We start from the raw sequence: 22789 nt of genomic DNA, 5'->3' as shown, positions 1-22789 counted from the left end.
CGACATGATTCTTCCCTTATTTCTCTTGAAACCACAGGAAAAATTATCCGATTTCACCATTCTTTCCTTTATCAAAAAAGATTATACGTGAATAAGCAAAATAATCCTTGACAAGGGAAGTCGCCTATTGGCATTTTTCAATATTACCACAACAGGTACGGCGAGTCAATAATAAAATTTCCGGCACAAAACCGGCGGCAACTTATTGTTTTATAGATTTTAATAAGTAATAACCTTTGTTTTTCATAACCACTTCGACATTGCCGAACACTTGCTCCAATTTCTTTTGCGCAGAAGGAGCCCCCTGTTTCTTCTGAATGACAACAGTCAGCTCTCCTTGCGGAAGCAACGCCCGATGGCTCTCTTCAAACATATCGAAAATTATTTTCTTCCCTGCACGGATAGGGGGATTGGTTACTATAGCTGAAAACATTTCGTTTTGGAAGGACTGGAGACGATCACTTATTTTAAATTCTACGTTTTCCACCTGATTGTTTATTGCATTTTTTCTGGCTAAGTCGATCGCCCTTTCATTGACATCACTCATGGTGATATGACGATGCGGAAAAGCTTTCGCCAATGCCAAGCCTATCGGCCCGTAGCCACAGCCAAGATCAAGAAACCCGCCTGTGACCGCCGGTTCCGTAAAGCCTTCAATCAAAGTACGGGAGCCGAAGTCTACCTCGTTTCTGGAAAACACTCCGTGATCAGTGGTAAAAGAAAAGTCAAAACCTCTCAGTTTGTAATGCCATGATTTCGGATCACTTTCTGAGGTTGGTTTTCTTGAATAATAATGCTCAGTCATAATGGTAAGCACCTGCTTTTCTTAGATAAAATGGTTCAGAGGATATAACGGCCGGGCACAAACTCATTCGACCATTCACACCTTTTCAAGCACAACCGGTGTGTAGGTGTTTCATACTTCCCGGAGCAGAAACCCGACCCATTAAAGGTAATAAAAGCCCGCCGGTAAAGGCGGGCTTGTTTATTCCTTACTTCAATTCAACAGAAGCGCCTGCTTCTTCAAGCTTAGATTTCATTTCTTCAGCTTCTTCTTTAGCAACGCCTTCTTTGATTGCTCCTGGAGCGTTATCAACTAGATCTTTTGCATCTTTAAGGCCAAGACCAGTGATTTCACGTACTGCTTTAACAACTTTGATCTTAGAAGATCCAGCGCTTTCCAGCACAACATCGAATTCAGTTTGTTCTGCAGCAGCTTCTCCGCCGCCAGCAGCACCTGCAGCAGCAACTGGTGCAGCAGCAGTTACTCCAAATTCTTCTTCGATAGCTTTTACAAGGTCATTCAATTCAAGAACTGTCATTTCTTTGATTTGCTCAATAATTTGTTCTTTAGACATGTTTCTTCCTCCTTGGGATAATTAGTTTTATTTTAAACGCTTCTCGTTAAATCTCTGCAAACAAGTACCGGCTTACGCGCCTTGTTCTTCTTTTTGCTCTGCAACTGCTTTAGTAGCGTAAGCGAAGTTGCGGACAGGTGCTTGAAGTACGCTAAGCAGCATAGAAAGCATACCTTCGTAGTTCGGCAGGTCGGCAAGCTCCTTGATTTGCTCAATGGATGCGATGCTTCCTTCGATGACACCCGCCTTGATTTCAAGCGCTTCATGTTCTTTGGCAAAGTTGTTCAAAATCTTTGCAGGAGCCACTACATCGTCAGTGCTGAATGCAATAGCTGTCGGCCCAACCAATGTTTCGTTCAAATCAGCCAACTCCGCTTCTTCCGCAGCACGGCGAGTCATCGTGTTTTTGTACACTTTGAAATCGACACCGGCATCGCGCAATTGTGTACGAAGTTCAGTAACTTCGGCAACGTCAAGACCGCGGTAATCGACAAGAATTGTTGATTTACTTTCGCGGAACTTGTCGGCGATTTCCGTTACAACTTGTTTTTTGTGCTCAATTGTTTTGGACATTGTTCCACCTCCTATTGACTTTTCATCATACCGTGGGATCCTATGTCAGTACATGAAAAAACCTCCATGCAGACATGGAGGTTTTGTTTTCGATGAAACAATCATTCAACTGATTGTTTTCTATTCACACACCTCGGCAGGACATTAAGCTTGTTCAGCACCTGCTGTCTACGGTACAACGTTTATATTTAGTTACTTTAACTTATGCAACATTGTACATTATAGCTAAACATTCATGACAAGTCAATAGACTTTTTAGCGAACGAAGCTAGAAACGTCTACTTTGATGCCAGGCCCCATCGTAGATGCAACGGAAGCATTACGCATGTAAATACCTTTTGCCGCTTGCGGCTTTGCTTTTACCAAGGTATCCGTGATTGCTTCAAAGTTCTCGATCAACTTAGCTTCATCGAAAGATACTTTTCCGATTGGCACATGAACGTTGGAAGACTTATCTACACGGTATTCTACCTTACCGGCTTTGATTTCTTGAACTGCTTTTTCGACTTCGAAAGTCACCGTTCCGGTTTTAGGGTTCGGCATCAAGCCTTTCGGTCCCAACACGCGTCCAAGTTTACCAACTTCAGCCATCATGTCAGGAGTCGCTACAACAACATCAAAATCGAACCAGCCTTGGTTGATTCTGTTGATCAAGTCTTGCTCTCCTACATAGTCGGCACCAGCGTTTTCAGCTTCTTTGGCTTTATCGCCTTTTGCGAAAACCAAAACGCGCTGAGTTTTACCAGTTCCGTGTGGAAGTACCATTGCACCGCGAAGCTGTTGGTCCGCTTTCTTAGGGTCAACGCCCAAACGGAACGCAGCCTCTACTGTTTCATCGAAGTTAGCCTTGGCGGTTTGCTTGATTAGCTCTACTGCTTCTTTTATTTCATAAGCTTTTGAACGGTCAACAAGTTTCAAAGCTTCTTGTTGCTTTTTGCTTTTTTTAGCCATTATTTTTTCCTCCTTGATTGTGGTTTTAACGGTTATACCTCCCACTTTAAAAAGCGGAACGAGCTTCACCGGCCGTCTTCGGCAGCCGGGCTCGCGCTACATGATTGCCACAGAAGCAATCACGATTTAATCCCTGTCCTACAAAAAGGTTGCGAAAGGCACTTCCGCCATCATCGCAACCTTCTTCACTCATCAGAGTCGCTGTGGGATTAGTCTTCGATAACGATTCCCATACTACGCGCTGTACCTTCAACCATACGCATAGCCGCTTCCACGTTAGCAGCATTTAGATCTGGCATTTTGGTTTCCGCAATCTCTTTTACTTTGTCGCGTTTGACAGTAGCGACTTTATTACGGTTTGGTTCACCTGATGCCGTTTCGATCCCAGCTGCTTTTTTAAGAAGCACAGCAGCAGGCGGAGTTTTTGTGATAAATGTAAATGAACGGTCCTCAAATACCGTGATTTCTACTGGAATGATCATGCCAGCCTGGTCTTGCGTGCGGGCATTGAATTCCTTACAAAATCCCATGATATTTACACCTGCTTGACCCAATGCCGGTCCAACTGGCGGTGCTGGGTTTGCCTTCCCTGCAGGGATTTGAAGTTTTACAACTTTAATAACTTTTTTAGCCACGAGACACACCTCCTTAAAGTCCGTGATGTGGTAATAGGGTCTTCCCCTCCCACTCAACGTATATCTTTATACACCGGGCATAAAGAACATAAAAATTCTAGCATCTTTGCGAACAAAATGCAAGGGGTTGTTTGAATACCTGTTCTTCCCAGCTCAAGCCGGGATCAATGACGATACCAGGCAAACAGCCATCGCCTTCTGGAATCCTGCGATTTACTTACGTCATCTATTATAGTTTTTCGATTTGGGAGAATTCTAGTTCTACAGGAGTTTCTCTGCCGAACATGTTTACATGCACCTTTACTTTTTGCTTGTCGAGGTCAATTTGCTCGATGGTGCCAGTAAAGTTCGTGAAAGGCCCGTCAGTTACGCGGACGCTTTCTTTTTCTTCAAAGTCCACTTCGGTGACCTGTTCTTGCATCCCCATCCGTTTCAATATGAACTCTGCTTCTTCAGGCAAGAGAGGGATGGGTTTGGAGCCTGCACCTGTCGAGCCTACAAATCCGGTCACTCCCGGGGTGTTGCGCACTACGTACCAGGAATCATCTGTCATGATCATTTCCGCTAATACATAACCCGGAAATACTTTCTTTTTAGCTACCTTCTTTTTCCCGTTCTTGATTTCTGTTTCCTCGTCTTCTGGTACAAGCACTCGAAAAATCTTATCTTCCATTCCCATTGATTCCAAACGTTTCTCCAGATTCGTCTTCACTTTGTTTTCGTAGCCGGAATAAGTGTGGACTACATACCAATTTTTTTCCATGATTTCAGGACAATCCCCTTGCCCTTCCCTCCCTTATTGAAAACTGATTATTTTTGCCAATTTAAAAAACCCGCAGTTCACGGGTTTTGCTGGTAAAAGTATGATTAACTATATTATAGCATAAACTACCAATGATTATTCAAACAATAGATTAAGAATTTCCGTAATTCCCAAATCGATCAAAGCAAAAAAGACTGCTACAAACGCAACGGTACACACAACTGTAATTGTATAGCTGGTTAGTTCCCGGCCTTTTGGCCAGCTCACTTTTTTCATTTCCCTGGAAACATTTTTAAAGAATGTGATAAGTTTCATGCTTTACCCCCAAACTTACGGCCAATAGACCGGCTTTTGCTTATTTCGTTTCCCGATGCAGGGTATGAGCTCCACATCTTTTGCAAAACTTGCGAACTTCCAACCGTTCGGCATTCTCTGTTTTATTCTTATCTGTACTGTAGTTTCTGCTCAAGCAGTCAACACAGGCCAGTACTATTTTTCGTCCCATCCTATCACCCCGTTTCAGGGTTTTTCACCATACAAATGTAGCATGGGAACAGGAGCCTGTCAACGTCACGTTTATAAACTCAACTCACTGATTTCCAGGTAACGCTCCAGTTTGCGCTTCACCCTCTGAAGGGCATTATCGATCGATTTTACATGTCGTTTTAATTCGACGGAAATCTCTTGATAGGACCTGCCGTCCAGATACAGACTGAGCACTTGTTGTTCTAATTCGCTTAACAATTCTGACATTTTATATTCCATGTCACCGAATTTCTCTCGATTCACAATCAATTCTTGCGGGTCGACGGCCTTTGATCCGGCAATCACATCCATGAGTGTCCTGTCTGATTCCTCATCATAAATAGGCTTGTCCAATGAAACATAGGAGTTTAATGGGATATGCTTTTGCCTGGTGGCTGTTTTGATTGCAGTGATAATTTGACGGGTTATGCATAGTTCAGCAAATGCTTTAAAAGAAGAAAGCTTGTCCCCTTTGTAGTCACGAATCGCCTTATAGAGACCAATCATGCCTTCCTGAACTATATCCTCCCGGTCCGCCCCGATTAAAAAGTAGGTCCGGGCTTTTGCCCTGACAAAATTTCTGTACTTCGTAATCAAATAGTCCAAGGCATAGGTTTGTCCCTGATGAACCAACTCAATCAGTTCATCGTCTTCAAGTTTCTCATAGCCTAGTTCCTGATCGTCTGTCTCCGTGTGTGTGATGGTCACCCAGGATTCCCCCCGACTATACTGCCGTGAATATAGCAATATTATACAGTAAGCGTTTCACAATCGTCAATAACAGGTGTCGACTAATGTCCGCCTCTTCGCCATTTTTCGAACACTTCCAAAACATCTTTTTGAATCGGAATCTTGGTGGAAGTTTGGATATTGCGATAGGACTGCAGGTCTTCTTCTATTTCTTTTTCGATATTCTGCATCTCGATATATAGTTCGCGGGCAGACTTGCGGAGTGCCCCCTGAGCAAAAATGGTCCGTTGTTCCGTAAAATCCGAAGTAGCGACATAAACTTGTGTTTTTACATTTTTCAATTGCTTGATCAATTTCTCGATACATTCATCTGCGGTCTCTTTTTCTTTCGTGAAAATCACTTCCACCTTGAAATTTTGCTGCTTTTTCGCCAGCCCCTGTACATAATAAGCATCGAACACGATGATGGTCCGTATTCCTTTGTATGCTTGGTACTCTGCCATCTTTGCAATTAAAAGATCACGGGCCTGAGCCAGGTCATGATCCTTTAATTTTTTCAATTCATCCCAGGCACCGATGATGTTGTATCCATCCACCACTAATACATCCATCGTTATTCACCAAGCGGATTCCGTTTTCTGAAAACTTCATACATAAGCAGACCCGCAGCAACAGAGGCATTCAACGAGGAAACTTTTCCCTTCATCGACAGCCTTACTGTCCAATCGCACTTCTCTTTCACCAGCCTGCTCATCCCTTTGCCTTCATTGCCGATGACAAGCGCTAATGGCATATCTGCCGACATTTCCCGGTAGTCCTCTGATCCGTCAGCAGCGGTGCCGACTACCCATACGTTACGTTCCTTTAATTCCTCGATGGTGGCCGCAATATTGGTGACGCGGGCGACAGGAATATACTCAATAGCTCCAGCCGAAGTTTTTGCCACCACTGCAGTCAAACCGACCGACCGGCGTTTTGGAATGATAATCCCATGAACTCCGACAGCATCTGCGGTACGGAGAATAGACCCTAGGTTATGCGGGTCTTCTATTTCATCTAATATCATAAAAAAAGGAGGCTCGTCCTTTTTTTCGGCTGCCGCGAATAAATCCTCGAGACTGCTGTAGGAGTAAGCTGCAACGGCTGCCGCTATACCTTGATGGTTGCCTTCGACCAGTTGATCTATCTTTCGTTTCGGGACTTGCTGCACTGTCACGCCATTCTCCTTGGCAAGTGATTGAATTTTATGTGCTGCCTGTTTTTGCAGCTGGTCTGAGATCATAATTTTATTGATCGAACGCCCGGATCTCAATGCTTCAGTAACCGGGTTTTTGCCAATGATCCATTCTTCAGCCATTATTGATCAACCCCTTTCCTTCTACGAATGCTATGGCCGCCGCCACTAATTGTTCCAGCCTATTTGTATTTCCTTTCAAATACAAATAGCCCAACAACGCTTCAAAAGCAGTACTATATCGATAGGTTTGGACATCAGTATTTTTAGGCACCGTTCCGGATTTGGCATTCCTCCCCCTCCGGACGACACCCTCTTCCTCCGTGGATAGCCAATCCTTCTCCAGCCAATCGTTAATCACTTTGGCCTGCGACTTCGCGGAGACAAACGCGACCGCCGACCGGTGTAACTGATCCGGTTTTACGTTTCCTTTGCTGATAAGGTGATGCCTTACATAAATCTCGTAAACGGCATCACCCATGTAAGCGAGCGTCAGGCTCTTCATTTGTTTCACGTCGAACTCCGCCATGCTCAGCCCCTCTTCCACCGCGTGCCTTGGGGGGTGTCCTCGAGAATGATTCCTTGTTCCTTCAAATCATCCCTGATTTGGTCCGCCAATGCGAAGTCACGGTTCTTTCTTGCGTCAATCCTTTGCTTGATCAATGCTTCTACTTCTTCATCCAGCAATTCTTCTTCTTGTTTCAACCGTATGCCAAGGACGTCTGTCTGCTGTTCCAACAGTTCCATCAGTCTGTTGATGACCCGTTCGGAAGTTTGTTTGGACTGCAAGTAAACATTGGCATCTTTCGTTATATCAAACAATACAGCTATGGCATTGGCCGTATTGAAGTCGTCGTCCATTTCCTCGATGAATCTTCTCTGATAGCCCTCCGCTTTATCCAGCCATTCTTCCTCGTTTCCGTCAAGATTAGTGCTGGATTGCTTGCGATGCTCCAGATTCAAATAGGCATTTTTGATCCGGTCCAGACTATTTTTTGCACTCTCCAGCAATGCCTCGCTGAAGTTGATCGGGTGCCTGTAGTGGACGCTCAACATGAAGAATCGTACTACCTGGGGATCATGCTGTTCTATCAGGTCATGAGCCAGCACAAAATTCCCTAGGGATTTGGACATTTTTTCATTATCTATATTGATGTAACCATTGTGCATCCAATAGTTCGCAAACTGCTTATCATTGCCGGCTTCCGATTGAGCTATTTCATTCTCGTGATGGGGGAAAGTCAGATCCTGTCCGCCTGCATGAATGTCAATGGTGTCTCCCAGGTATTTCTTGGCCATGGCCGAGCATTCTATATGCCACCCCGGCCGGCCCTTGCCCCAGGGAGAATCCCACGAAATTTCGTCTGATTTCGCCTGTTTCCATAAAGCGAAGTCAAGGGGATCATCTTTTTTCTCCCCTATCTGGATTCTGGCGCCTGATCGAAGCTCGTCGATCGACTGGTGGGATAGTTTTCCATAATTGTCAAAGGAGCGGGTGCGGAAATACACGTCACCGTCTGCTTCATATGCATGCCCTTTCTCTATAAGCAAGGCTATAAAATCAATAATCTCCTCCATGCTTTCCGTTACGCGGGGATGATGGTCAGCTTGCTTAACACCCAGAGCACCGACATCCTCCTTATAGGCATTGATAAACCGCTGCGATATCTCCGGCACTTCTTCCCCAAGCTCATTTGCGGCTTTGATTATTTTGTCGTCGACATCCGTAAAGTTCAACACATAGTTGACCGCATATCCACGATATTCCAAATACCTTCTTACTGTATCGAATACAATGGCAGGCCGTGCATTCCCTATATGGATATAGTTATAAACAGTTGGACCGCAGACATACATTCTCACCTTTCCTTCTTCAATGGTTTCGAAGGGTTCCTTTTGCCGGGTCAATGTATTATAGAGTTGTATCGTCATGACTTTTCACTCCTTTTAATTCATCCAATTCCTTGCGCAAAGCCTTTATTTCAGCGTCCATATCTTTCATCACTTCCGAAAGGGGATCAGGCAGTTTATGATGATCGAGGTCTTTTCGTACGCGTTCCCCATTTTGTATAACCACTCGTCCGGGAATCCCAACAACTGTTGAGTGGTCTGGAACATCATGGAGGACCACCGATCCAGCCCCCACCTTGGAGTTCTCACCAATGACAATCGAACCGAGCACTTTTGCCCCGGTTGCAATTAAAGCATTGTTTTTAATCGTTGGATGTCTTTTTCCCTTCTCTTTTCCCGTGCCTCCTAAGGTAACCCCTTGGAAAATTGTAACGTTATCACCGATTTCACATGTTTCTCCGATCACCACACCCATTCCGTGGTCAATAAAAAATCTTCTTCCTATTTTTGCCCCAGGGTGAATTTCAATCCCTGTCAAGAAACGGCTGAATTGTGAAATTACCCGGGCAATAAAGTAAAACTTCTTGCTATAAAGAGCGTGCGCCACCCGATGCGCCCAGATGGCATGCAATCCTGAATAGGTTAAAACCACTTCAAAATAAGTACGGGCAGCCGGGTCCTGGTCAAACACGACTAGAATATCCTCTTTCAGCATCCTGAAAAAACCCACGTAAGACCGCCTCCCTTCTTGTTGAATCATCCCCTGATTCTGAATCCTCATAAATGGAAAGAACTCATTCCTTATCTTAGTAAAAAAAGCACAAGCGACTGTTTAAAAGAGTTCTGGCTATACCCGCGACATCCTCTGTATGACCCGCATCGTGCAGGCACCGACAAACTTAAGACTACCTTGAAGCGGCGGTCATTTGTCACACAGAAGGTTGGATTAAGACCCTGAGGCAGGCGCTATATAACTTTCTTATCTTTAAAAAAAGCGTCTCTGTGTATAGATACACAGAGACGCTTAAGCGCGGTTCCACTCTGTTTGGGGAAATATCCCCCAACTCAAGTTCCTGGTTAACGGCAGGCAGCCGCCCTTACCTACTCGTTTCAATAAGGGACTCAGAGGTGCATTTCGAAAACGGAAGCTTAAAATCACTTTCAGCCGGTGGTGATTCTCTCTTTCTAAGCCTGCCGTTTTTTACTTCTCCTCTTCAACGCTCGATTTTGTAGTATTACTATATTACAAATCAAAGAAAATGTGAAGCTTTACTCACTGATTTGTTCAACGGCAGAACGCAGTCTCGCCAGTACAGTATCTTTCCCTAACAAATGAATCGAATTAGGCAGTTCCGGTCCATGAACCTGGCCGGTTGTCGCCACACGGATCGGCATGAACAATTTTTTCCCTTTTTGTTTTGTCTCTTTTTGTGTCGCTTTGATTTCAGCTTTGATTGCGTCCGGTGTGAACTCATCACTCGCTTCAAGCTTATCGGCGAAAACAGACAACACTTCTGGAACCTGCTCTTCCCGAAGGACTTCCAGGGCTTCTTCGCTATACTGAATTTCTTCACGGAAAAACAACTCAGTCAATTCCACGATTTCCGCTCCATAGTTCAACTGATCCTTGTACAGCCCGATCAATTCCAGCGCCCAGTCTTCCTGTTCTTTATCCATCTCTGCCGGCAGTCTTTCTGCGTGAATTAAATGAGGCAACGTCAGCTTCACAACATGATCAAAATCGATATTTTTGATGTACTGGTTATTCATCCATTTCAATTTCTGCGGATCAAAAATCGCCGGTGATGTCGACAAACGATCCGGGTCAAACATTTCGATGAATTGCTGCTTGGTAAACAATTCTTCTTCTCCAACCGGGGACCAGCCCAGCAGTGTTATAAAATTGAACAATGCTTCCGGCAAATAACCAAGATTTTTATATTGCTCGATAAATTGCAGGATATGTTCGTCCCGCTTACTCAGCTTCTTGCGGTTCTCATTCAAAATCAACGTCATATGACCGAACTTTGGCGGTTCCCAATTAAACGCATCGAAAATCATCATTTGTTTCGGGGTATTGGAGATATGCTCTTCTCCGCGAAGCACATGGGAAATTTTCATTAGATGGTCATCAATTGCCACAGCGAAGTTATAGGTAGGGATCCCGTTCTTCTTTACGATCACCCAATCTCCAAAATCACTGGAATCGAACGAAATATCGCCGCGGACGATATCATTGAATTTATACGTAACATTCTTCGGCACACGGAAACGGATGCTCGGCTGGCGACCTTCCGCTTCAAATTGCTGAATCTCTTCGTCTGAAAGATTGCTGTGGGCACCGGAGTATTTCGGGACTTGTCCGTTAGCACGCTGTTCTTCCCGCTCTTGTTCCAGTTCTTCAGCCGTCATATAACATTTGTATGCAAGGTCTCTTTCCAGCAGTTCATCTACGTACTTTTGATATAAATCCAATCGTTCCGTCTGCCGGTAAGGACCATAATCCCCGCCAATGTCGGCACCTTCGTCCCATTCTATCCCGAGCCATTTCAAGTAACTTAGCTGGCTTTCTTCACCGCCCGCTACGTTTCTCTTTTCATCCGTATCTTCCGTACGGATAATGAATTTACCGCCCAGATGACGGGCATATAAATAGTTGAATAAAGCCGTTCGGGCATTTCCTATATGTAAATGTCCGGTTGGGCTGGGCGCATAGCGCACCCTTACTTCGTTCGTCATCTTGCCGAGCTCCTTCCTTTTGTTAACCAATCTATTCTTACACTGCTAATAATCAAGCATTCACGTCTGTACCCATTCTACCACTAATACCGCTTATTGTTGATCATTATGCAACAGCACGACGGCCTGCGCAGCAATTCCCTCTTTTCTTCCCGGAAACCCTAGTTTTTCCGTAGTTGTCGCTTTTACATTCACTTGCGATATATCCACTTCCAATATCCGGCAAATGTTACTCCTGATTGCTTCAATGTACGGCGCCATTTTGGGAGCCTGCGCAATGACCGTGCAATCTAGATTGCCCAGTTTATACCCGCGTTCCCCGACCAACTGCCATACATGTGTCAGCAGACGCTCAGAATCCGCGTCTTTAAATGACGGATCCGTATCCGGAAAATGCTTGCCGATATCTCCTTCCCCTATTGCCCCCAAGCATGCGTCCGCAATGGTATGTAGCAATACATCGGCATCGGAATGGCCCAGAAGCCCTTTCTCATACGGGATGTCCACTCCGCCGATAATGCAAGGACGACCTTCGGCAAACTGATGGACATCGAAACCTTGTCCTACACGGAACATGACCGTTATCCCCTTTACTCGTTATTATGCTTACTTCCCAAAAAAGGCTTGTGCTTTCCCCAAGTCTTCAGGAGTGGTGATTTTAATATTATGATAGCTTCCCTGTACGATTCCCACATGATGGCCGAAATACTCAGCCAATGAAGCATCGTCCGTTCCAAGAAGCCCTTGTTCTGCTGCCTGCTGATGAATCTGGTAAATCAATTCGAAATCGAAACTTTGCGGAGTCTGTGCCGCCCAGAGCGTTTTTCTGTCCAGTGTCCGCAAACGCCCATCCACCACTTGCTTAATAGTGTCCGTTACAGGCACCGCCAACAATGCCGCATGTTTTTCCATCGTCGTTTCAGCTAGCTCGTGAAGATGGTCGATGGACACGAATGGTCGGGCGCCGTCATGAATAAACACCATCCCGGTGTATCCCTCCATGCTTTTTAAACCCGAAAATACACTTTGCTGGCGTTCTTCTCCACCCTTTACCAGGCGGATATCCTTTTGGGAGGAGACTGATTTCAGCAGCTCTTCCATCCGCTCTTCTTCCTTTGGATTCACTACCAACGTAATCGCAGTACACCAAGTATCCCGCAAAAAAACATCGAGCGTATGAAGGATCAGCGGCCTTCCACTTATGTGGATGAACTGTTTGTTTTCTCCGGCCTTCATCCGCTTCCCTTGGCCAGCTGCCAGTATAATAGCCTGATAACTCCTCATTATTGTATCATCCTAGTTTTAATCTAGGGAAGATTCCCTGTTCAATCCGTTCTTATGTATGTCGACATCATCAAAGTCGGTTCTCTGTCCACTACACTGTTTTCCGAACTAGGAGCCTTTTTAAGTCCCCTCATAACAAAAGCGATAACAGAACTGTTATCACTTTTGTTTTCCTCTATAAGTTATACCTTTTTTATAATGCTTTTTCAAGTAATTTTGGTTTCGCAAAAATCATTCGGCCGGCAGAAGTTTGCAGGACACTGGTGATTAACACTTCAATCGTCTTGCCAATGTACTCCTTGCCCTCTTCCACGACGATCATCGTTCCATCATCCAAATAGGCAACTCCCTGGTTTTGTTCCTTCCCGTCTTTAATGACCTGTACAGTCAACTCTTCACCCGGAAGGACGACCGGCTTCACGGCATTTGCCAGGTCATTGATATTCAATACCTGTACGTTCTGGAACTCACACACTTTGTTCAGGTTGAAGTCATTGGTGACGACAACCCCGTCGATTACTTTAGCAAGCTTGACAAGCTTGCTGTCCACTTCCTGGATTTCTTCAAAATCCCCTTCATAAATCTCCACGTTTACAGGCAGCTCTTTCTGCATCCGATTGAGAACGTCAAGCCCGCGCCGGCCCCGATTTCGTTTCAAGACATCCGACGAATCAGCGATATGCTGCAGTTCCTCTAATACAAACTGTGGAATCAATACCGTGCCTTCTAAAAAGTTGGTCTGACAGATATCTGCAATTCTACCGTCAATAATCACGCTGGTATCAAGGATTTTCACCTTTGGCATTTGCAGATTCGATTCTTTATCGCTATCTTCTATTTCCGTCTTCTCTTTTTCCTTCCTAGCGATCGTCAGTAAGTTCAAAAATTCGTCGCGTCGTTTAAAACCGACTTGGAAACCGAAGTATCCCAATAAAAATGTCACAAATATCGGCAATACCTGGGAAACAAGCTTAATCTCAATATCCAAAATTGGTATGGTGATTAAATAGGCTATTACAAGTCCGAGAATCAATCCGAGACTTCCGAACAGCAAGTCTCCGACTGGAGCTTTGACAAGCGTCTCCTCAACCCATCGCAAAAAGTCCACGATGTAATCTACCACCCAAAACGATAGTAAGTATAAAATGATTGCCCCAAATACTAGACCCGCATATGGTGACTCAACCCAGTTTCCGTTCGTAATGTCCGTCAAATCCAATAAATCTGGTATATACAAATATCCAATAGTACCGCCAGCTATAATGATGAACAGCTGTACAATTCTTTTCAGCACCAAGGTCACCTCCTATGAGTCAGTATCTCCAAGTATATAAAATTTATCCCCGAATAATTGTTTCTTAGTATTCCATAACTCATTTTCTAATGGAATGTACCCGCCTTTTCGCCGACTGGCTTTCTAGGCAGATTTCTAAATTCAAAGTAACATACTTGACAAATTCAGTCAAATGAGCAAAAATATTGATTTTATCACAGTGACAAACCATAGTCAATCCATCTTAAATATGTCTGTCGATGAAAAGCTGCTCCTGTAGCCTGTTCAACCCGTCCTTGATTTTTTTTGCCCTCACGTCCCCGACCCCATTGACGGAAACAAGCTCTTGAGTAGACGCATTGGCTACTTCGTTCAGTACTCCGAAATGATCAATAAGATAATCGATGATTACGTGAGGAAGACGCGGTATCTTGGCTAAAACCCGGTATCCCCTTGGATAAATGATAGCATCGCGTTTAGAGTCGAGACTAAATCCCAGCATTTTGATGATTTGTTCCTCGCTGGTAAGCTCTGCCGAAACTACCTCCTGCATTTTTAGCAGCATTTCTTGAGGAGACAATCCTGAATCCGTACTGTAGTCCCTTATAATGAGGGCAGCCTCCACTTCAATATCTGCAACCAGCTCCGTCAGCTGCAATTGAATAAGACGCCCTTCCGTTCCCAACTCTGTAATATATTTAAGTATCTCCGTTTTGATTCTAAGCACCATTTCTATCCGGTGAAAGACTTGCACGATCTCTGTTAATGTCACCAAATCTTCGAATTCCAGTGCCCCTAGATTGGTCAAGGTCTGATCAAGCACGATTTTATATTTTTCCAATGTCTGCATCGCTTGATTCGCTTTCGTTAAAATAACGCCCATTTCTTTCAGCGCATAACGGATACCGCCGTTATATAGAGTGATGACGTTTCTTCTTTCTGAAATGGCAATCACTAGCGTTTCTGTCTGTTTTGCAACACGTTCAGCCGTCCGGTGCCGCATTCCCGTTTCTTTGGAAGGAATGGTCGGTTCCGGCATCAGTTGAACATTTGCATAAAGAATGGTCGACGCATCCTCGCTGAGAAGGATGGCCCCGTCCATTTTCGCCAATTCATACAGATTCGCAGGGGAAAAAGAAGCATTTATTGCAAATCCGCCATCGACAACCCCTTTGAGTTTATCGGGACTTCCGACGACGATCAGGCCCCCTGTGTTTGCTCTCAATACATTATCAATGCCCTGTCTCATAGGAGTACCAGGCGCTACAAACTTCAGCATTGCCTCAATAACCTTCGCTTCTTTTCTTCCCTGCCATTCCATTTAGTTTCCTCCCAGCGTCACTTTTAAGGCTTCTTGAACTGTATTCACCCCGACGATTTCAATATTATTCGGCGTAGTCCATCCATCAAGATTTTTCGCTGGAATAATTGCCCGCTGGAATCCTAGCTTCGCTGCCTCCTGGACCCTTTGATCGATTCTCGCTACCCTTCTTACTTCACCGGTAAGTCCCACCTCACCGATCAGCACGTCATCCGGTCTGGATACCTGATCACGGAAGCTGGATGCAATACTGACAGCTACTGCCAGGTCAATGGCGGGTTCATCTAATTTCACCCCTCCAGCAACTTTCACATAGGCGTCCTGATTTTGCAGCATCAGACCGACCCGTTTTTCTAAAACAGCCATCAAAAGCGGGACGCGGTTGTGATCGATGCCTGTGGCCATCCGCCTTGGATTACCAAAACTGGTGGGAGATATCAGTGCCTGGATTTCCACGAGTACCGGCCTGCTTCCCTCCATGGAAGCAACCACGGTTGATCCTGCTGCACCTTGCGAGCGTTCTTCGAGGAAAATTTCCGATGGATTGCTCACTTCACGCAAGCCTTCCTCTTTCATTTCAAAGATACCCATTTCATTCGTGCTTCCGAAGCGGTTTTTCACCCCTCTTAAGATACGGAAAGTATGATGCCGTTCCCCTTCAAAATAAAGGACGGCATCCACCATATGTTCAAGGAGTCTAGGCCCGGCTATCGATCCTTCTTTGGTGACATGGCCGACGATAAAAATGGGTATTCCTTTACTCTTAGCTATACGCATGAGTTCGCTCGTACATTCCCGCACTTGCGAAACACTGCCGGGAGCGCTGGTGACTTCTTCCCGATAGATAGTCTGAATCGAGTCAATCACCACAAATGACGGGTTCAATTGCTCGATTTGATTGGATATATCCAGTAAATTTGTTTCGGCGAGCACGTAAAGGTTGTCCGATGTTACGCCAAGCCGGTCCGCCCGCAACTTAGTCTGACGAGCCGATTCCTCACCCGATATATACAATACATTCATTTGTTTTCTTGCCAACTGGGAAGATACCTGCAGTAAGAGAGTCGACTTCCCGATCCCGGGATCCCCGCCAATCAGAACCAGCGAGCCAGGTACTATCCCTCCGCCAAGCACTCGATTGAACTCCGGCATTTTTGTTGTAACCCGTGGTTCTTCTTCTGATTGGATAGCAGTAATTTTTTCTGGTTTTGTTTTGGATCCAGATGGTACTTGGAATGTATGCCTCGAGGAAGAAGATCCTTCCATCTCCTCTACAAATGTGTTCCACTTGTGACAGCTGGGGCACTTCCCCATCCACTTGGGGGTTTCATATCCACATTCCTGACATACATACTTTGTCTTTCGTTTTGCCAAAATAATCTCTCCTCACCTATTGTATACGAATGAGATAACGAACAAGTTACAGACTTCTATCAATTTATTAAAAAATATCCCTTCCCTTGGAAACACAAAAAACGCCGGAGCCTCCAAGAACACCTGCGAAAGTTCCGAAGGGTGTGTATTTTCCCAAGTTTTTTCGCTGAATTTTTAAGAAGCAATGGCAGTATGGCCGCCGAATTTTTATTTATTTACCTTTTTTGAAATGAAAAAACGGAAGGGGTTGAACCTTCCGCTTTTCTCTAGCCGACAGCGTTTCTTATTGTGCAGTAACGGTGAACTCATCATTTTTGTTGACGTCGATTTTGACTTTTTGCCCTTTTTGAATTTTTTCTTTCAGCAATTCTTCGGACAGTAAATCTTCGACATTCTTCTGAATCGAACGACGAAGCGGGCGTGCACCATATTCCGGGTCGAACCCTTCATTAGCAATTTTTTCCACCGCTTGGTCAGATAAGGTGAACTCAATGTCCTGGTCTGCCAGCCTTTTTTGTAGTTCATTTGCCATCAAGGTGACAATTTCATTCATGTGTTTTCTTTCCAGAGAGTGGAAGACGATCGTTTCATCAATCCGATTGAGGAATTCAGGACGGAATGCCTTTTTCAATTCATCCATCACTTTATCCCTCATCCCTTTGTAGCCTTGATCTTCGTCTCCGAGGTTGAAACCGACATACTTGTTTCGCTTCAATTCACTGGCACCTACGTTGGAAGTCATAATCAGCACGGTATTTCGGAAATCGACCAGTCTCCCTTTGGAGTCGGTCAACCTTCCATCTTCCAGTACCTGAAGAAGAATATTGAAGACCTCTGGATGTGCCTTTTCTATTTCATCAAGCAGCACAACGGAATAAGGTTTCCTTCGTACTTTTTCCGTTAATTGGCCGCCTTCCTCATAACCGACGTAACCAGGAGGTGAACCGACAAGACGGGATGTCGAGTGTTTTTCCATATACTCGGACATATCGATACGAATCATTGCTTCTTCATCTCCGAACATCGTATCAGCCAAGGCACGTGCCAATTCCGTCTTACCGACGCCAGTAGGTCCCAAAAAGATAAAGGAACCGATTGGGCGTTTCGGATCCTTCAATCCGGCCCTGGCACGACGGATGGCTTTTGCAACAGCTTTCACCGCTTCCTCCTGACCGATTACCCTGTCATGCAGCACTTCTTCCATATTGAGCAGCCGTTCACTTTCATCTTTGGTAAGCTTGGAAACCGGGACACCCGTCCATGTTGAAACAACACTGGCAATGTCTTCGACCGTCACTTCCGAGCTTTCTTGACCCTGCTGCTCCTTCCATTCTTCTTTTGTTTGATCCAATTCATCTCTTAAACGCTGTTCGCTGTCTCTTAATGATGCTGCTTTTTCGAATTCCTGACTTTGAACCGCTGCATCCTTTTCCTTGCGAACTTCTTCCAGCTTTTGTTCTAAATCCTTCAGATTTGGCGGAGCAGTATATGAGCGCAGGCGCACTTTAGAGCCCGCTTCATCAATTAAATCGATGGCTTTGTCGGGTAAAAAGCGATCGGTGATATAACGATCCGATAACGTGACGGCAGCTTCGATGGCTTCATCTGTAATGGTGACACGATGGTGGGCCTCGTAGCGATCACGCAATCCCCTTAAAATTTGCATGGATTGATCCATTGTCGGTTCATCTACTTGGATTGGCTGGAAACGACGTTCCAGTGCTGCATCCTTCTCAATATACTTCCGGTATTCATCCAATGTTGTCGCTCCGATACATTGCAATTCTCCACGTGCGAGAGATGGTTTCAGGATATTGGAAGCATCTATAGCGCCTTCTGCACCGCCAGCTCCGATCAATGTATGGAGTTCATCGATGAACAAAATGATATTGCCGGCCTGGCGAATTTCCTCCATTACTTTCTTTAAACGATCTTCGAATTCACCGCGGTATTTTGTACCGGCTACGACTGTTCCCATATCCAATGTCATGACCCGTTTGTCACGCAATATTTCCGGAACGTCGTTGTTCACGATTTTTTGGGCAAGCCCTTCAGCCACGGCTGTTTTACCGACACCTGGTTCCCCTATCAATACGGGGTTGTTTTTGGTACGACGGCTCAATACCTGAATGACCCGTTCAATCTCTTTGCCCCGTCCGATAACCGGATCGACATTGCCATCCTTGGCAATCGAAGTCAAATCCCGTGCCAGGGAATCTAAAGTCGGTGTGTTGGCGGCAGTTGATTGGGAGCCATTACGGCCGTGTTGGCCTGCTGCCGATTCATTGCTGCCCAACAATTGCAATACTTGTTGTCTGGCTTTGTTCAGGCTGACTCCAAGGTTGTTCAGAACCCTTGCAGCGACTCCTTCCCCTTCCCGGATGAGTCCCAAGAGAATATGTTCTGTTCCTACATATGAGTGCCCCAGCTTTCTGGCTTCATCCATGGACAGTTCAATGACTTTCTTGGCCCGCGGTGTGTAATGAATCGTCTGTGACACTTTTTGTCCGCGTCCGATTAATTGTTCTACTTCTTCCTGGATTTTTTCCGTTTCGAGTCCGAGAGAGCTTAATGCCTTGGCGGCAATGCCTTCCCCTTCTCTAACCAATCCTAATAGAATATGTTCTGTACCAATATTGTTATGCCCTAACCTGACCGCTTCTTCCTGGGATAAGGCCAAAACTTTTTGCGCTCTTTCGGTAAATCGACCAAACATCATATCAGGTCTTCCTCCTTACATTAATTAATTTTCCAGTTTGAACCGTTCTCTGATCAACGAAGCCCTTAGTACATCCCTTTCTTTTGCTGAAAGCATTCTTTTAGCATAGTGCTGCAAAAATCCAGGTTGGGACAATATCATCAACTCATTCAGAATGCTTTTCGAGATATCCTTGATATAACCTACGTCAATACCCAACTGTACATCCGACAAGCATTTTGCCGCTTCTTTCGATTCGATGATTCTGCTGTGCTGGAGGATGCCGTAGGATCGGAAAACCCTGTCTTCAAGTTGTAATTCCGATTGTTCGACCAGTAACTGTCTGGCTTTTCGTTCCTGATCGATCAGTTGGTTGACAACACTCCGCAAGTCTTGGACAATGTCCTCTTCCGATTTTCCAAGGGTGATTTGATTGGAAATTTGAAAAATGTTCCCGATGGCTTCGCTTCCTTCTCCATATATGCCTCTTACCACCAGGCCCAGCTGGCTGATTGCCGGAATCATCCGATTGATTTTTTGAGTTAGAGCCAATGCCGGTAAATGCATCATGACCGAAGCTCGCATTCCGGTTCCGACATTTGTCGGGCAACTCGTCAAGTAACCCCGATTTTCATCGAATGCGTAATTGATTCTTTCTTCCAGCCAATCGTCAAAGGTAAATGCCTGTTCAAGTGCTTTTTCCAATTGAAAACCCGGAAAATATAACTGAATCCGGATATGATCTTCTTCATTTACCATTACCGATACTTGCTCGTTGCTCGATATCAGGGCTGCAGCCTCTTCATCGTTTTCTGCCAAATGGGGACTGATGAGATGTTTTTCAACTAAAACCTTTTTTTCTATTGGCTTCAAATCCCGCATTTTAACGAGCGCCAAATCGTTATAGTTGGAAAAAGACTGATGTTCATACTCCTTCTGAAAAAACGAAAGCACTTTCTCCAATTCATCGGCACTGGCAATGATCGGGAAGGGGACTTGCTCAAAGTTTCTGGCCAGGCGAATACGACTGCTCATCACAATGTCGCTATCCGGTCCATTCTCCTTCATCCAAGGACTGATCGCCTCATTCATAAATTGCTGTAAGCTCATTCATCCTCACCTTCCCCGTCACGGCTGAGGTCTTTTTCCAATTGTTTAATTTTATCTCTCACTTGAGCAGCGCTTTCAAACTCTTCATTTGCAATTAATTGTTTCAACTGTTCACGGTACTCGCCTAACTTCCGTTTCTGCTGAATACCACTCCCAATTCTGGAAGGTATTTTTCCATGATGGGTTGTGTTTCCACTATGAACCCGGCGGAAAACAGGATTTAGTCGATCAGAAAAGGTTTGATAACATTCTGCGCAGCCAAACTTGCCGACTCTGGCAAACTCCTGGTAAGTCATGCCGCATTTTGGGCAGGTGAGCCTTTGTTCGGAAGGTCTACTGCTCGCATGCTGTTCATTAAGACCCGATGCTCCGTCGAAATTAAACAAACCAGATAATAAATTGTGCAGGGAGTATGCGTCATCTTCGTATCCCATATACCCTTTTTCTTTCGCACAATACTCGCAGACATGTATTTCAGTTTTATTACCATTCACAATCTTGGAAAAATGCAAGGTAGCTGGACGTTCATGGCATTCTTGGCACTCCATGCCAACTCCCCCTTTTGCCTAATATTTTAAAGTTGAAAGCATTGCAGTCATAATGCGGGACCGGATCTCGTCACGAACTGGCAGTTGAAAGGCAAGAGTGCTTCGATCGATGGCACTTGCCATCATTTTTGCCTCACGCTTTGTGATCAACTCTTCCTCCAGCATTCGCTCCAATATATCCACAGCGGCCTGCTGTGTTACCGCAGGTTGGATCATTTTCATAATATCATCGATCAATTTCGCTTTATCTTCATTTTCAATTCTAATTATGCGAATATACCCTCCGCCTCCGCGCTTACTTTCGACTATATAGCCCCTTTCCACTGTAAAGCGGGTTTTAATCACATAATTTATCTGAGAGGGTACACACTGGAACTGGTTCGCTATTTCACTTCTTTTGATTTCCACTGCATTTTTATTATTCTCTCGCAGAATTTCTTTTAAGTAACGCTCGATTACATCAGATATGTTACTCATTTGCCCTCCCCTCCTCAGCTTTGACTTTGACTATCTTTGACTTTACTTTTATTATACTCATCTTTTCCTGGGATGCAAATAAAAAAGTTCAGTAAATATCTTCTCCTTAAAAATAGTGGATAAACTTCTATATAATGTTTTTTTACCCTGTCTTTTATAAAGCTTCTTCTTTTAAGGGATAATTCCTTCAAATCTCTTTTACTCTTTTTAGGTGTTCGAGAGAAGACATCTCTTCAATCAATTCGTACTTATCAATTTGAGTTTTGTTTTCCAGTTCGATAAACAAACTCCTTGCATCGTCCTCTGCTCTTTCTACTTCCATCTTTTCGATTTTCGATTGATATTTTTCAAAAATACGGAGCAGGCTTTCAATTTTCAAACCTTCCTCAACAATTAATTCAAAATGGAGATTTGCCCGTTTGTTTAAAAATAGTCTTTCTACTTGTTGCAAGAGTACCAAACTAAGCAGGATGATGAACGTCGCTACTCCTGCCAGGCTATACATCCCCGCTCCCACCACCAGGCCAAGTCCGGCGACTGCCCAAATGGAAGCTGCAGTCGTCAAACCACGGATGTTGATTCCATGCACCATTATTGTACCGGCACCCAAAAAGCCTATTCCGCTAATCACGTAAGAAGGGATACGTGCAGGATCAAAACGGACATTATCATATTTCTCCATAAAGGTTTCAAAACCATATATGGATAAAAGCATCATTAAACAAGAACCCACCCCTACTAAAATATGGGTCCGGAATCCTGCAGCGTGGTTATTCCATTCTCTTTCAAATCCTATTAAGCCTGACAGCAGCAAGGCTACAAATAAACGGATTACCATTAGTGTAAAATCTTCATGAATCAAACTTGATAATTGCACTCGACTTCCCCCTTCTTCTTGTGTATTTAGTACCCGTTACTGGCAAATCGAAATCAGGCTTTCTCTTATCTTATGTAATGATAAGGAATGGGAATGATTGTTTCTATTTTAAATTCAGTCGGCTCTTTGGGAAAACTTTGCTCCTCTGCCAAAGGTGGTGGTTTGATTTTTCAATTCAATTTTTCTTTACCGAAAGCTCCATCCATAAAAATAGCGATTTCAATAAATGAACCCGTTTTCTGCCATAAAACTTTATGCTTTATATACTCTCAATATAGAGTCAACTTTTGCTCGTATTCTCCATTTCCTGAAAACCGGGTATTCACATAACATAAAAAAACACCCTTGAGCGAGTTTGAACTCATTCAAGGGTGTTTTTGTTTTGCCTGGCGGCGTCCTACTCTCGCAGGGGCAAAGCCCCAACTACCATGGGCGCTGGAGAGCTTAACTGCTGTGTTCGGCATGGGAACAGGTGTGGCCTCTCCGCTATTGCCACCAGGCCTGCAGG

General features: G+C 44.6%; 25 protein-coding genes, 1 rRNA gene and 2 other annotated features. All 26 genes read right to left on the bottom strand.

Annotated features, from left to right (window positions below; all coding sequences use genetic code 11):
- Positions 1-202: 202 nt before the first annotated feature.
- The 26 genes from ABVF09_RS18920 to rrf all read right to left on the bottom strand — a co-directional run bounded on the left by ABVF09_RS18920 (position 203) and on the right by rrf (position 22781).
- A complete protein-coding gene (locus tag ABVF09_RS18920) occupies positions 203-805 on the bottom strand; it encodes a class I SAM-dependent methyltransferase (protein WP_026569037.1) in 603 nt (200 codons plus the stop codon).
- A gap of 187 nt (positions 806-992) precedes the next feature.
- Positions 993-1358 carry a 50S ribosomal protein L7/L12 gene (gene rplL / locus ABVF09_RS18915; protein WP_026569036.1) on the bottom strand — a complete coding sequence of 122 codons (366 nt, stop codon included), beginning with the start codon at positions 1356-1358 and terminating at the stop codon, positions 993-995.
- 72 nt (positions 1359-1430) lie between these two features.
- Positions 1431-1931 (bottom strand): 50S ribosomal protein L10, encoded by a 501-nt coding sequence (rplJ, locus tag ABVF09_RS18910; protein ID WP_026771007.1) that lies wholly within the window; start codon positions 1929-1931, stop codon positions 1431-1433.
- Positions 1932-1976: 45 nt separating this feature from the next.
- Positions 1977-2123: a sequence feature (ribosomal protein L10 leader region), on the bottom strand.
- 63 nt (positions 2124-2186) lie between these two features.
- On the bottom strand, positions 2187-2882 hold the full coding sequence (gene rplA, locus ABVF09_RS18905; protein WP_026569034.1) for a 50S ribosomal protein L1: 696 nt from the start codon (positions 2880-2882) through the stop codon (positions 2187-2189).
- A gap of 209 nt (positions 2883-3091) precedes the next feature.
- Complete coding sequence (gene rplK, locus ABVF09_RS18900) at positions 3092-3517, bottom strand: 50S ribosomal protein L11 (RefSeq protein ID WP_026569033.1); 426 nt, start codon at positions 3515-3517, stop codon at positions 3092-3094.
- Positions 3518-3746: 229 nt separating this feature from the next.
- Complete coding sequence (gene nusG, locus ABVF09_RS18895; protein WP_026569032.1) at positions 3747-4280, bottom strand: transcription termination/antitermination protein NusG; 534 nt, start codon at positions 4278-4280, stop codon at positions 3747-3749.
- 135 nt (positions 4281-4415) lie between these two features.
- Positions 4416-4595 carry a preprotein translocase subunit SecE gene (gene secE / locus ABVF09_RS18890; RefSeq protein WP_026569031.1) on the bottom strand — a complete coding sequence of 60 codons (180 nt, stop codon included), beginning with the start codon at positions 4593-4595 and terminating at the stop codon, positions 4416-4418.
- 40 nt (positions 4596-4635) lie between these two features.
- A complete protein-coding gene (gene rpmG / locus ABVF09_RS18885) occupies positions 4636-4785 on the bottom strand; it encodes a 50S ribosomal protein L33 (protein WP_081704471.1) in 150 nt (49 codons plus the stop codon).
- A gap of 71 nt (positions 4786-4856) precedes the next feature.
- The gene (sigH, locus tag ABVF09_RS18880) at positions 4857-5513 is read right to left on the bottom strand and encodes an RNA polymerase sporulation sigma factor SigH (RefSeq protein WP_026569030.1); all 657 of its coding nucleotides are present in this window, start codon (positions 5511-5513) and stop codon (positions 4857-4859) included.
- Between the two features lie 83 nt (positions 5514-5596).
- Entirely contained in the window at positions 5597-6106 is a 510-nt protein-coding gene (locus ABVF09_RS18875) for an NYN domain-containing protein (protein ID WP_026569029.1), read from the bottom strand.
- 2 nt (positions 6107-6108) lie between these two features.
- Positions 6109-6852 carry a 23S rRNA (guanosine(2251)-2'-O)-methyltransferase RlmB gene (gene rlmB, locus ABVF09_RS18870; protein ID WP_371069844.1) on the bottom strand — a complete coding sequence of 248 codons (744 nt, stop codon included), beginning with the start codon at positions 6850-6852 and terminating at the stop codon, positions 6109-6111.
- Complete coding sequence (locus tag ABVF09_RS18865) at positions 6845-7258, bottom strand: Mini-ribonuclease 3 (RefSeq protein ID WP_026569027.1); 414 nt, start codon at positions 7256-7258, stop codon at positions 6845-6847. Before ABVF09_RS18865 ends, rlmB begins: the two co-directional genes overlap by 8 nt.
- A gap of 2 nt (positions 7259-7260) precedes the next feature.
- Positions 7261-8661: a cysteine--tRNA ligase gene (gene cysS / locus ABVF09_RS18860; protein ID WP_026569026.1), complete on the bottom strand. Its 1401-nt coding sequence runs from the start codon at positions 8659-8661 to the stop codon at positions 7261-7263.
- Positions 8642-9340: a serine O-acetyltransferase gene (cysE, locus tag ABVF09_RS18855; RefSeq protein WP_051381994.1), complete on the bottom strand. Its 699-nt coding sequence runs from the start codon at positions 9338-9340 to the stop codon at positions 8642-8644. Before cysE ends, cysS begins: the two co-directional genes overlap by 20 nt.
- 253 nt (positions 9341-9593) lie before the next feature.
- Positions 9594-9807, bottom strand: a binding site (T-box leader).
- Positions 9808-9849: 42 nt separating this feature from the next.
- Entirely contained in the window at positions 9850-11319 is a 1470-nt protein-coding gene (gene gltX / locus ABVF09_RS18850; protein WP_371069843.1) for a glutamate--tRNA ligase, read from the bottom strand.
- A 93-nt stretch (positions 11320-11412) separates the two neighbouring features.
- Positions 11413-11895, bottom strand: coding sequence for a 2-C-methyl-D-erythritol 2,4-cyclodiphosphate synthase (ispF, locus tag ABVF09_RS18845; RefSeq protein WP_153461785.1), 483 nt, complete (start codon positions 11893-11895; stop codon positions 11413-11415).
- A gap of 30 nt (positions 11896-11925) precedes the next feature.
- Positions 11926-12603: a 2-C-methyl-D-erythritol 4-phosphate cytidylyltransferase gene (gene ispD / locus ABVF09_RS18840; protein ID WP_153461783.1), complete on the bottom strand. Its 678-nt coding sequence runs from the start codon at positions 12601-12603 to the stop codon at positions 11926-11928.
- Between the two features lie 193 nt (positions 12604-12796).
- Positions 12797-13897, bottom strand: a complete 1101-nt coding sequence (locus ABVF09_RS18835; RefSeq protein WP_026569021.1) for a PIN/TRAM domain-containing protein — start codon at positions 13895-13897, stop codon at positions 12797-12799.
- A 223-nt stretch (positions 13898-14120) separates the two neighbouring features.
- Entirely contained in the window at positions 14121-15197 is a 1077-nt protein-coding gene (disA, locus tag ABVF09_RS18830; RefSeq protein WP_026569020.1) for a DNA integrity scanning diadenylate cyclase DisA, read from the bottom strand.
- A complete protein-coding gene (gene radA / locus ABVF09_RS18825; protein ID WP_026569019.1) occupies positions 15198-16571 on the bottom strand; it encodes a DNA repair protein RadA in 1374 nt (457 codons plus the stop codon). It lies immediately after the preceding gene.
- A 283-nt stretch (positions 16572-16854) separates the two neighbouring features.
- The gene (gene clpC, locus ABVF09_RS18820; protein ID WP_153461781.1) at positions 16855-19290 is read right to left on the bottom strand and encodes an ATP-dependent protease ATP-binding subunit ClpC; all 2436 of its coding nucleotides are present in this window, start codon (positions 19288-19290) and stop codon (positions 16855-16857) included.
- A gap of 24 nt (positions 19291-19314) precedes the next feature.
- Complete coding sequence (gene mcsB / locus ABVF09_RS18815) at positions 19315-20379, bottom strand: protein-arginine kinase McsB (RefSeq protein WP_026569018.1); 1065 nt, start codon at positions 20377-20379, stop codon at positions 19315-19317.
- A complete protein-coding gene (mcsA, locus tag ABVF09_RS18810; RefSeq protein ID WP_026569017.1) occupies positions 20376-20927 on the bottom strand; it encodes a protein-arginine kinase activator protein McsA in 552 nt (183 codons plus the stop codon). Before mcsA ends, mcsB begins: the two co-directional genes overlap by 4 nt.
- An 18-nt stretch (positions 20928-20945) precedes the next feature.
- Entirely contained in the window at positions 20946-21404 is a 459-nt protein-coding gene (locus ABVF09_RS18805; RefSeq protein WP_026569016.1) for a CtsR family transcriptional regulator, read from the bottom strand.
- Positions 21405-21591: 187 nt separating this feature from the next.
- Positions 21592-22242: an MgtC/SapB family protein gene (locus tag ABVF09_RS18800; RefSeq protein WP_035426475.1), complete on the bottom strand. Its 651-nt coding sequence runs from the start codon at positions 22240-22242 to the stop codon at positions 21592-21594.
- 423 nt (positions 22243-22665) lie between these two features.
- Positions 22666-22781, bottom strand: a 5S ribosomal RNA gene (gene rrf, locus ABVF09_RS18795).
- Positions 22782-22789 lie beyond the last annotated feature (8 nt).

It is taken from the genome of Sediminibacillus sp. JSM 1682029 (assembly GCF_041366435.1).
In the GTDB taxonomy this organism is placed as follows: domain Bacteria; phylum Bacillota; class Bacilli; order Bacillales; family Amphibacillaceae; genus Sediminibacillus; species Sediminibacillus terrae.
The sequence above is the reverse complement of the archived record's forward strand: the minus strand, read 5'-3'. Positions and strand labels throughout refer to the sequence as shown.

Coding starts and splice junctions, on each gene's coding strand:
- ABVF09_RS18920 (WP_026569037.1), bottom strand. CDS start 805: ATGACTGAGCATTATTATTCAAGAAAACCAACCTCAGAAAGTGATCCG.
- rplL (WP_026569036.1), bottom strand. CDS start 1,358: ATGTCTAAAGAACAAATTATTGAGCAAATCAAAGAAATGACAGTTCTT.
- rplJ (WP_026771007.1), bottom strand. CDS start 1,931: ATGTCCAAAACAATTGAGCACAAAAAACAAGTTGTAACGGAAATCGCC.
- rplA (WP_026569034.1), bottom strand. CDS start 2,882: ATGGCTAAAAAAAGCAAAAAGCAACAAGAAGCTTTGAAACTTGTTGAC.
- nusG (WP_026569032.1), bottom strand. CDS start 4,280: ATGGAAAAAAATTGGTATGTAGTCCACACTTATTCCGGCTACGAAAAC.
- secE (WP_026569031.1), bottom strand. CDS start 4,595: ATGAAACTTATCACATTCTTTAAAAATGTTTCCAGGGAAATGAAAAAA.
- rpmG (WP_081704471.1), bottom strand. CDS start 4,785: ATGGGACGAAAAATAGTACTGGCCTGTGTTGACTGCTTGAGCAGAAAC.
- ABVF09_RS18875 (WP_026569029.1), bottom strand. CDS start 6,106: ATGGATGTATTAGTGGTGGATGGATACAACATCATCGGTGCCTGGGAT.
- rlmB (WP_371069844.1), bottom strand. CDS start 6,852: ATGGCTGAAGAATGGATCATTGGCAAAAACCCGGTTACTGAAGCATTG.
- ABVF09_RS18865 (WP_026569027.1), bottom strand. CDS start 7,258: ATGGCGGAGTTCGACGTGAAACAAATGAAGAGCCTGACGCTCGCTTAC.
- cysS (WP_026569026.1), bottom strand. CDS start 8,661: ATGACGATACAACTCTATAATACATTGACCCGGCAAAAGGAACCCTTC.
- cysE (WP_051381994.1), bottom strand. CDS start 9,340: ATGATTCAACAAGAAGGGAGGCGGTCTTACGTGGGTTTTTTCAGGATG.
- gltX (WP_371069843.1), bottom strand. CDS start 11,319: ATGACGAACGAAGTAAGGGTGCGCTATGCGCCCAGCCCAACCGGACAT.
- ispF (WP_153461785.1), bottom strand. CDS start 11,895: ATGTTCCGTGTAGGACAAGGTTTCGATGTCCATCAGTTTGCCGAAGGT.
- ispD (WP_153461783.1), bottom strand. CDS start 12,603: ATGAGGAGTTATCAGGCTATTATACTGGCAGCTGGCCAAGGGAAGCGG.
- disA (WP_026569020.1), bottom strand. CDS start 15,197: ATGGAATGGCAGGGAAGAAAAGAAGCGAAGGTTATTGAGGCAATGCTG.
- clpC (WP_153461781.1), bottom strand. CDS start 19,290: ATGATGTTTGGTCGATTTACCGAAAGAGCGCAAAAAGTTTTGGCCTTA.
- mcsB (WP_026569018.1), bottom strand. CDS start 20,379: ATGAGCTTACAGCAATTTATGAATGAGGCGATCAGTCCTTGGATGAAG.
- mcsA (WP_026569017.1), bottom strand. CDS start 20,927: ATGGAGTGCCAAGAATGCCATGAACGTCCAGCTACCTTGCATTTTTCC.
- ABVF09_RS18805 (WP_026569016.1), bottom strand. CDS start 21,404: ATGAGTAACATATCTGATGTAATCGAGCGTTACTTAAAAGAAATTCTG.
- ABVF09_RS18800 (WP_035426475.1), bottom strand. CDS start 22,242: ATGGTAATCCGTTTATTTGTAGCCTTGCTGCTGTCAGGCTTAATAGGA.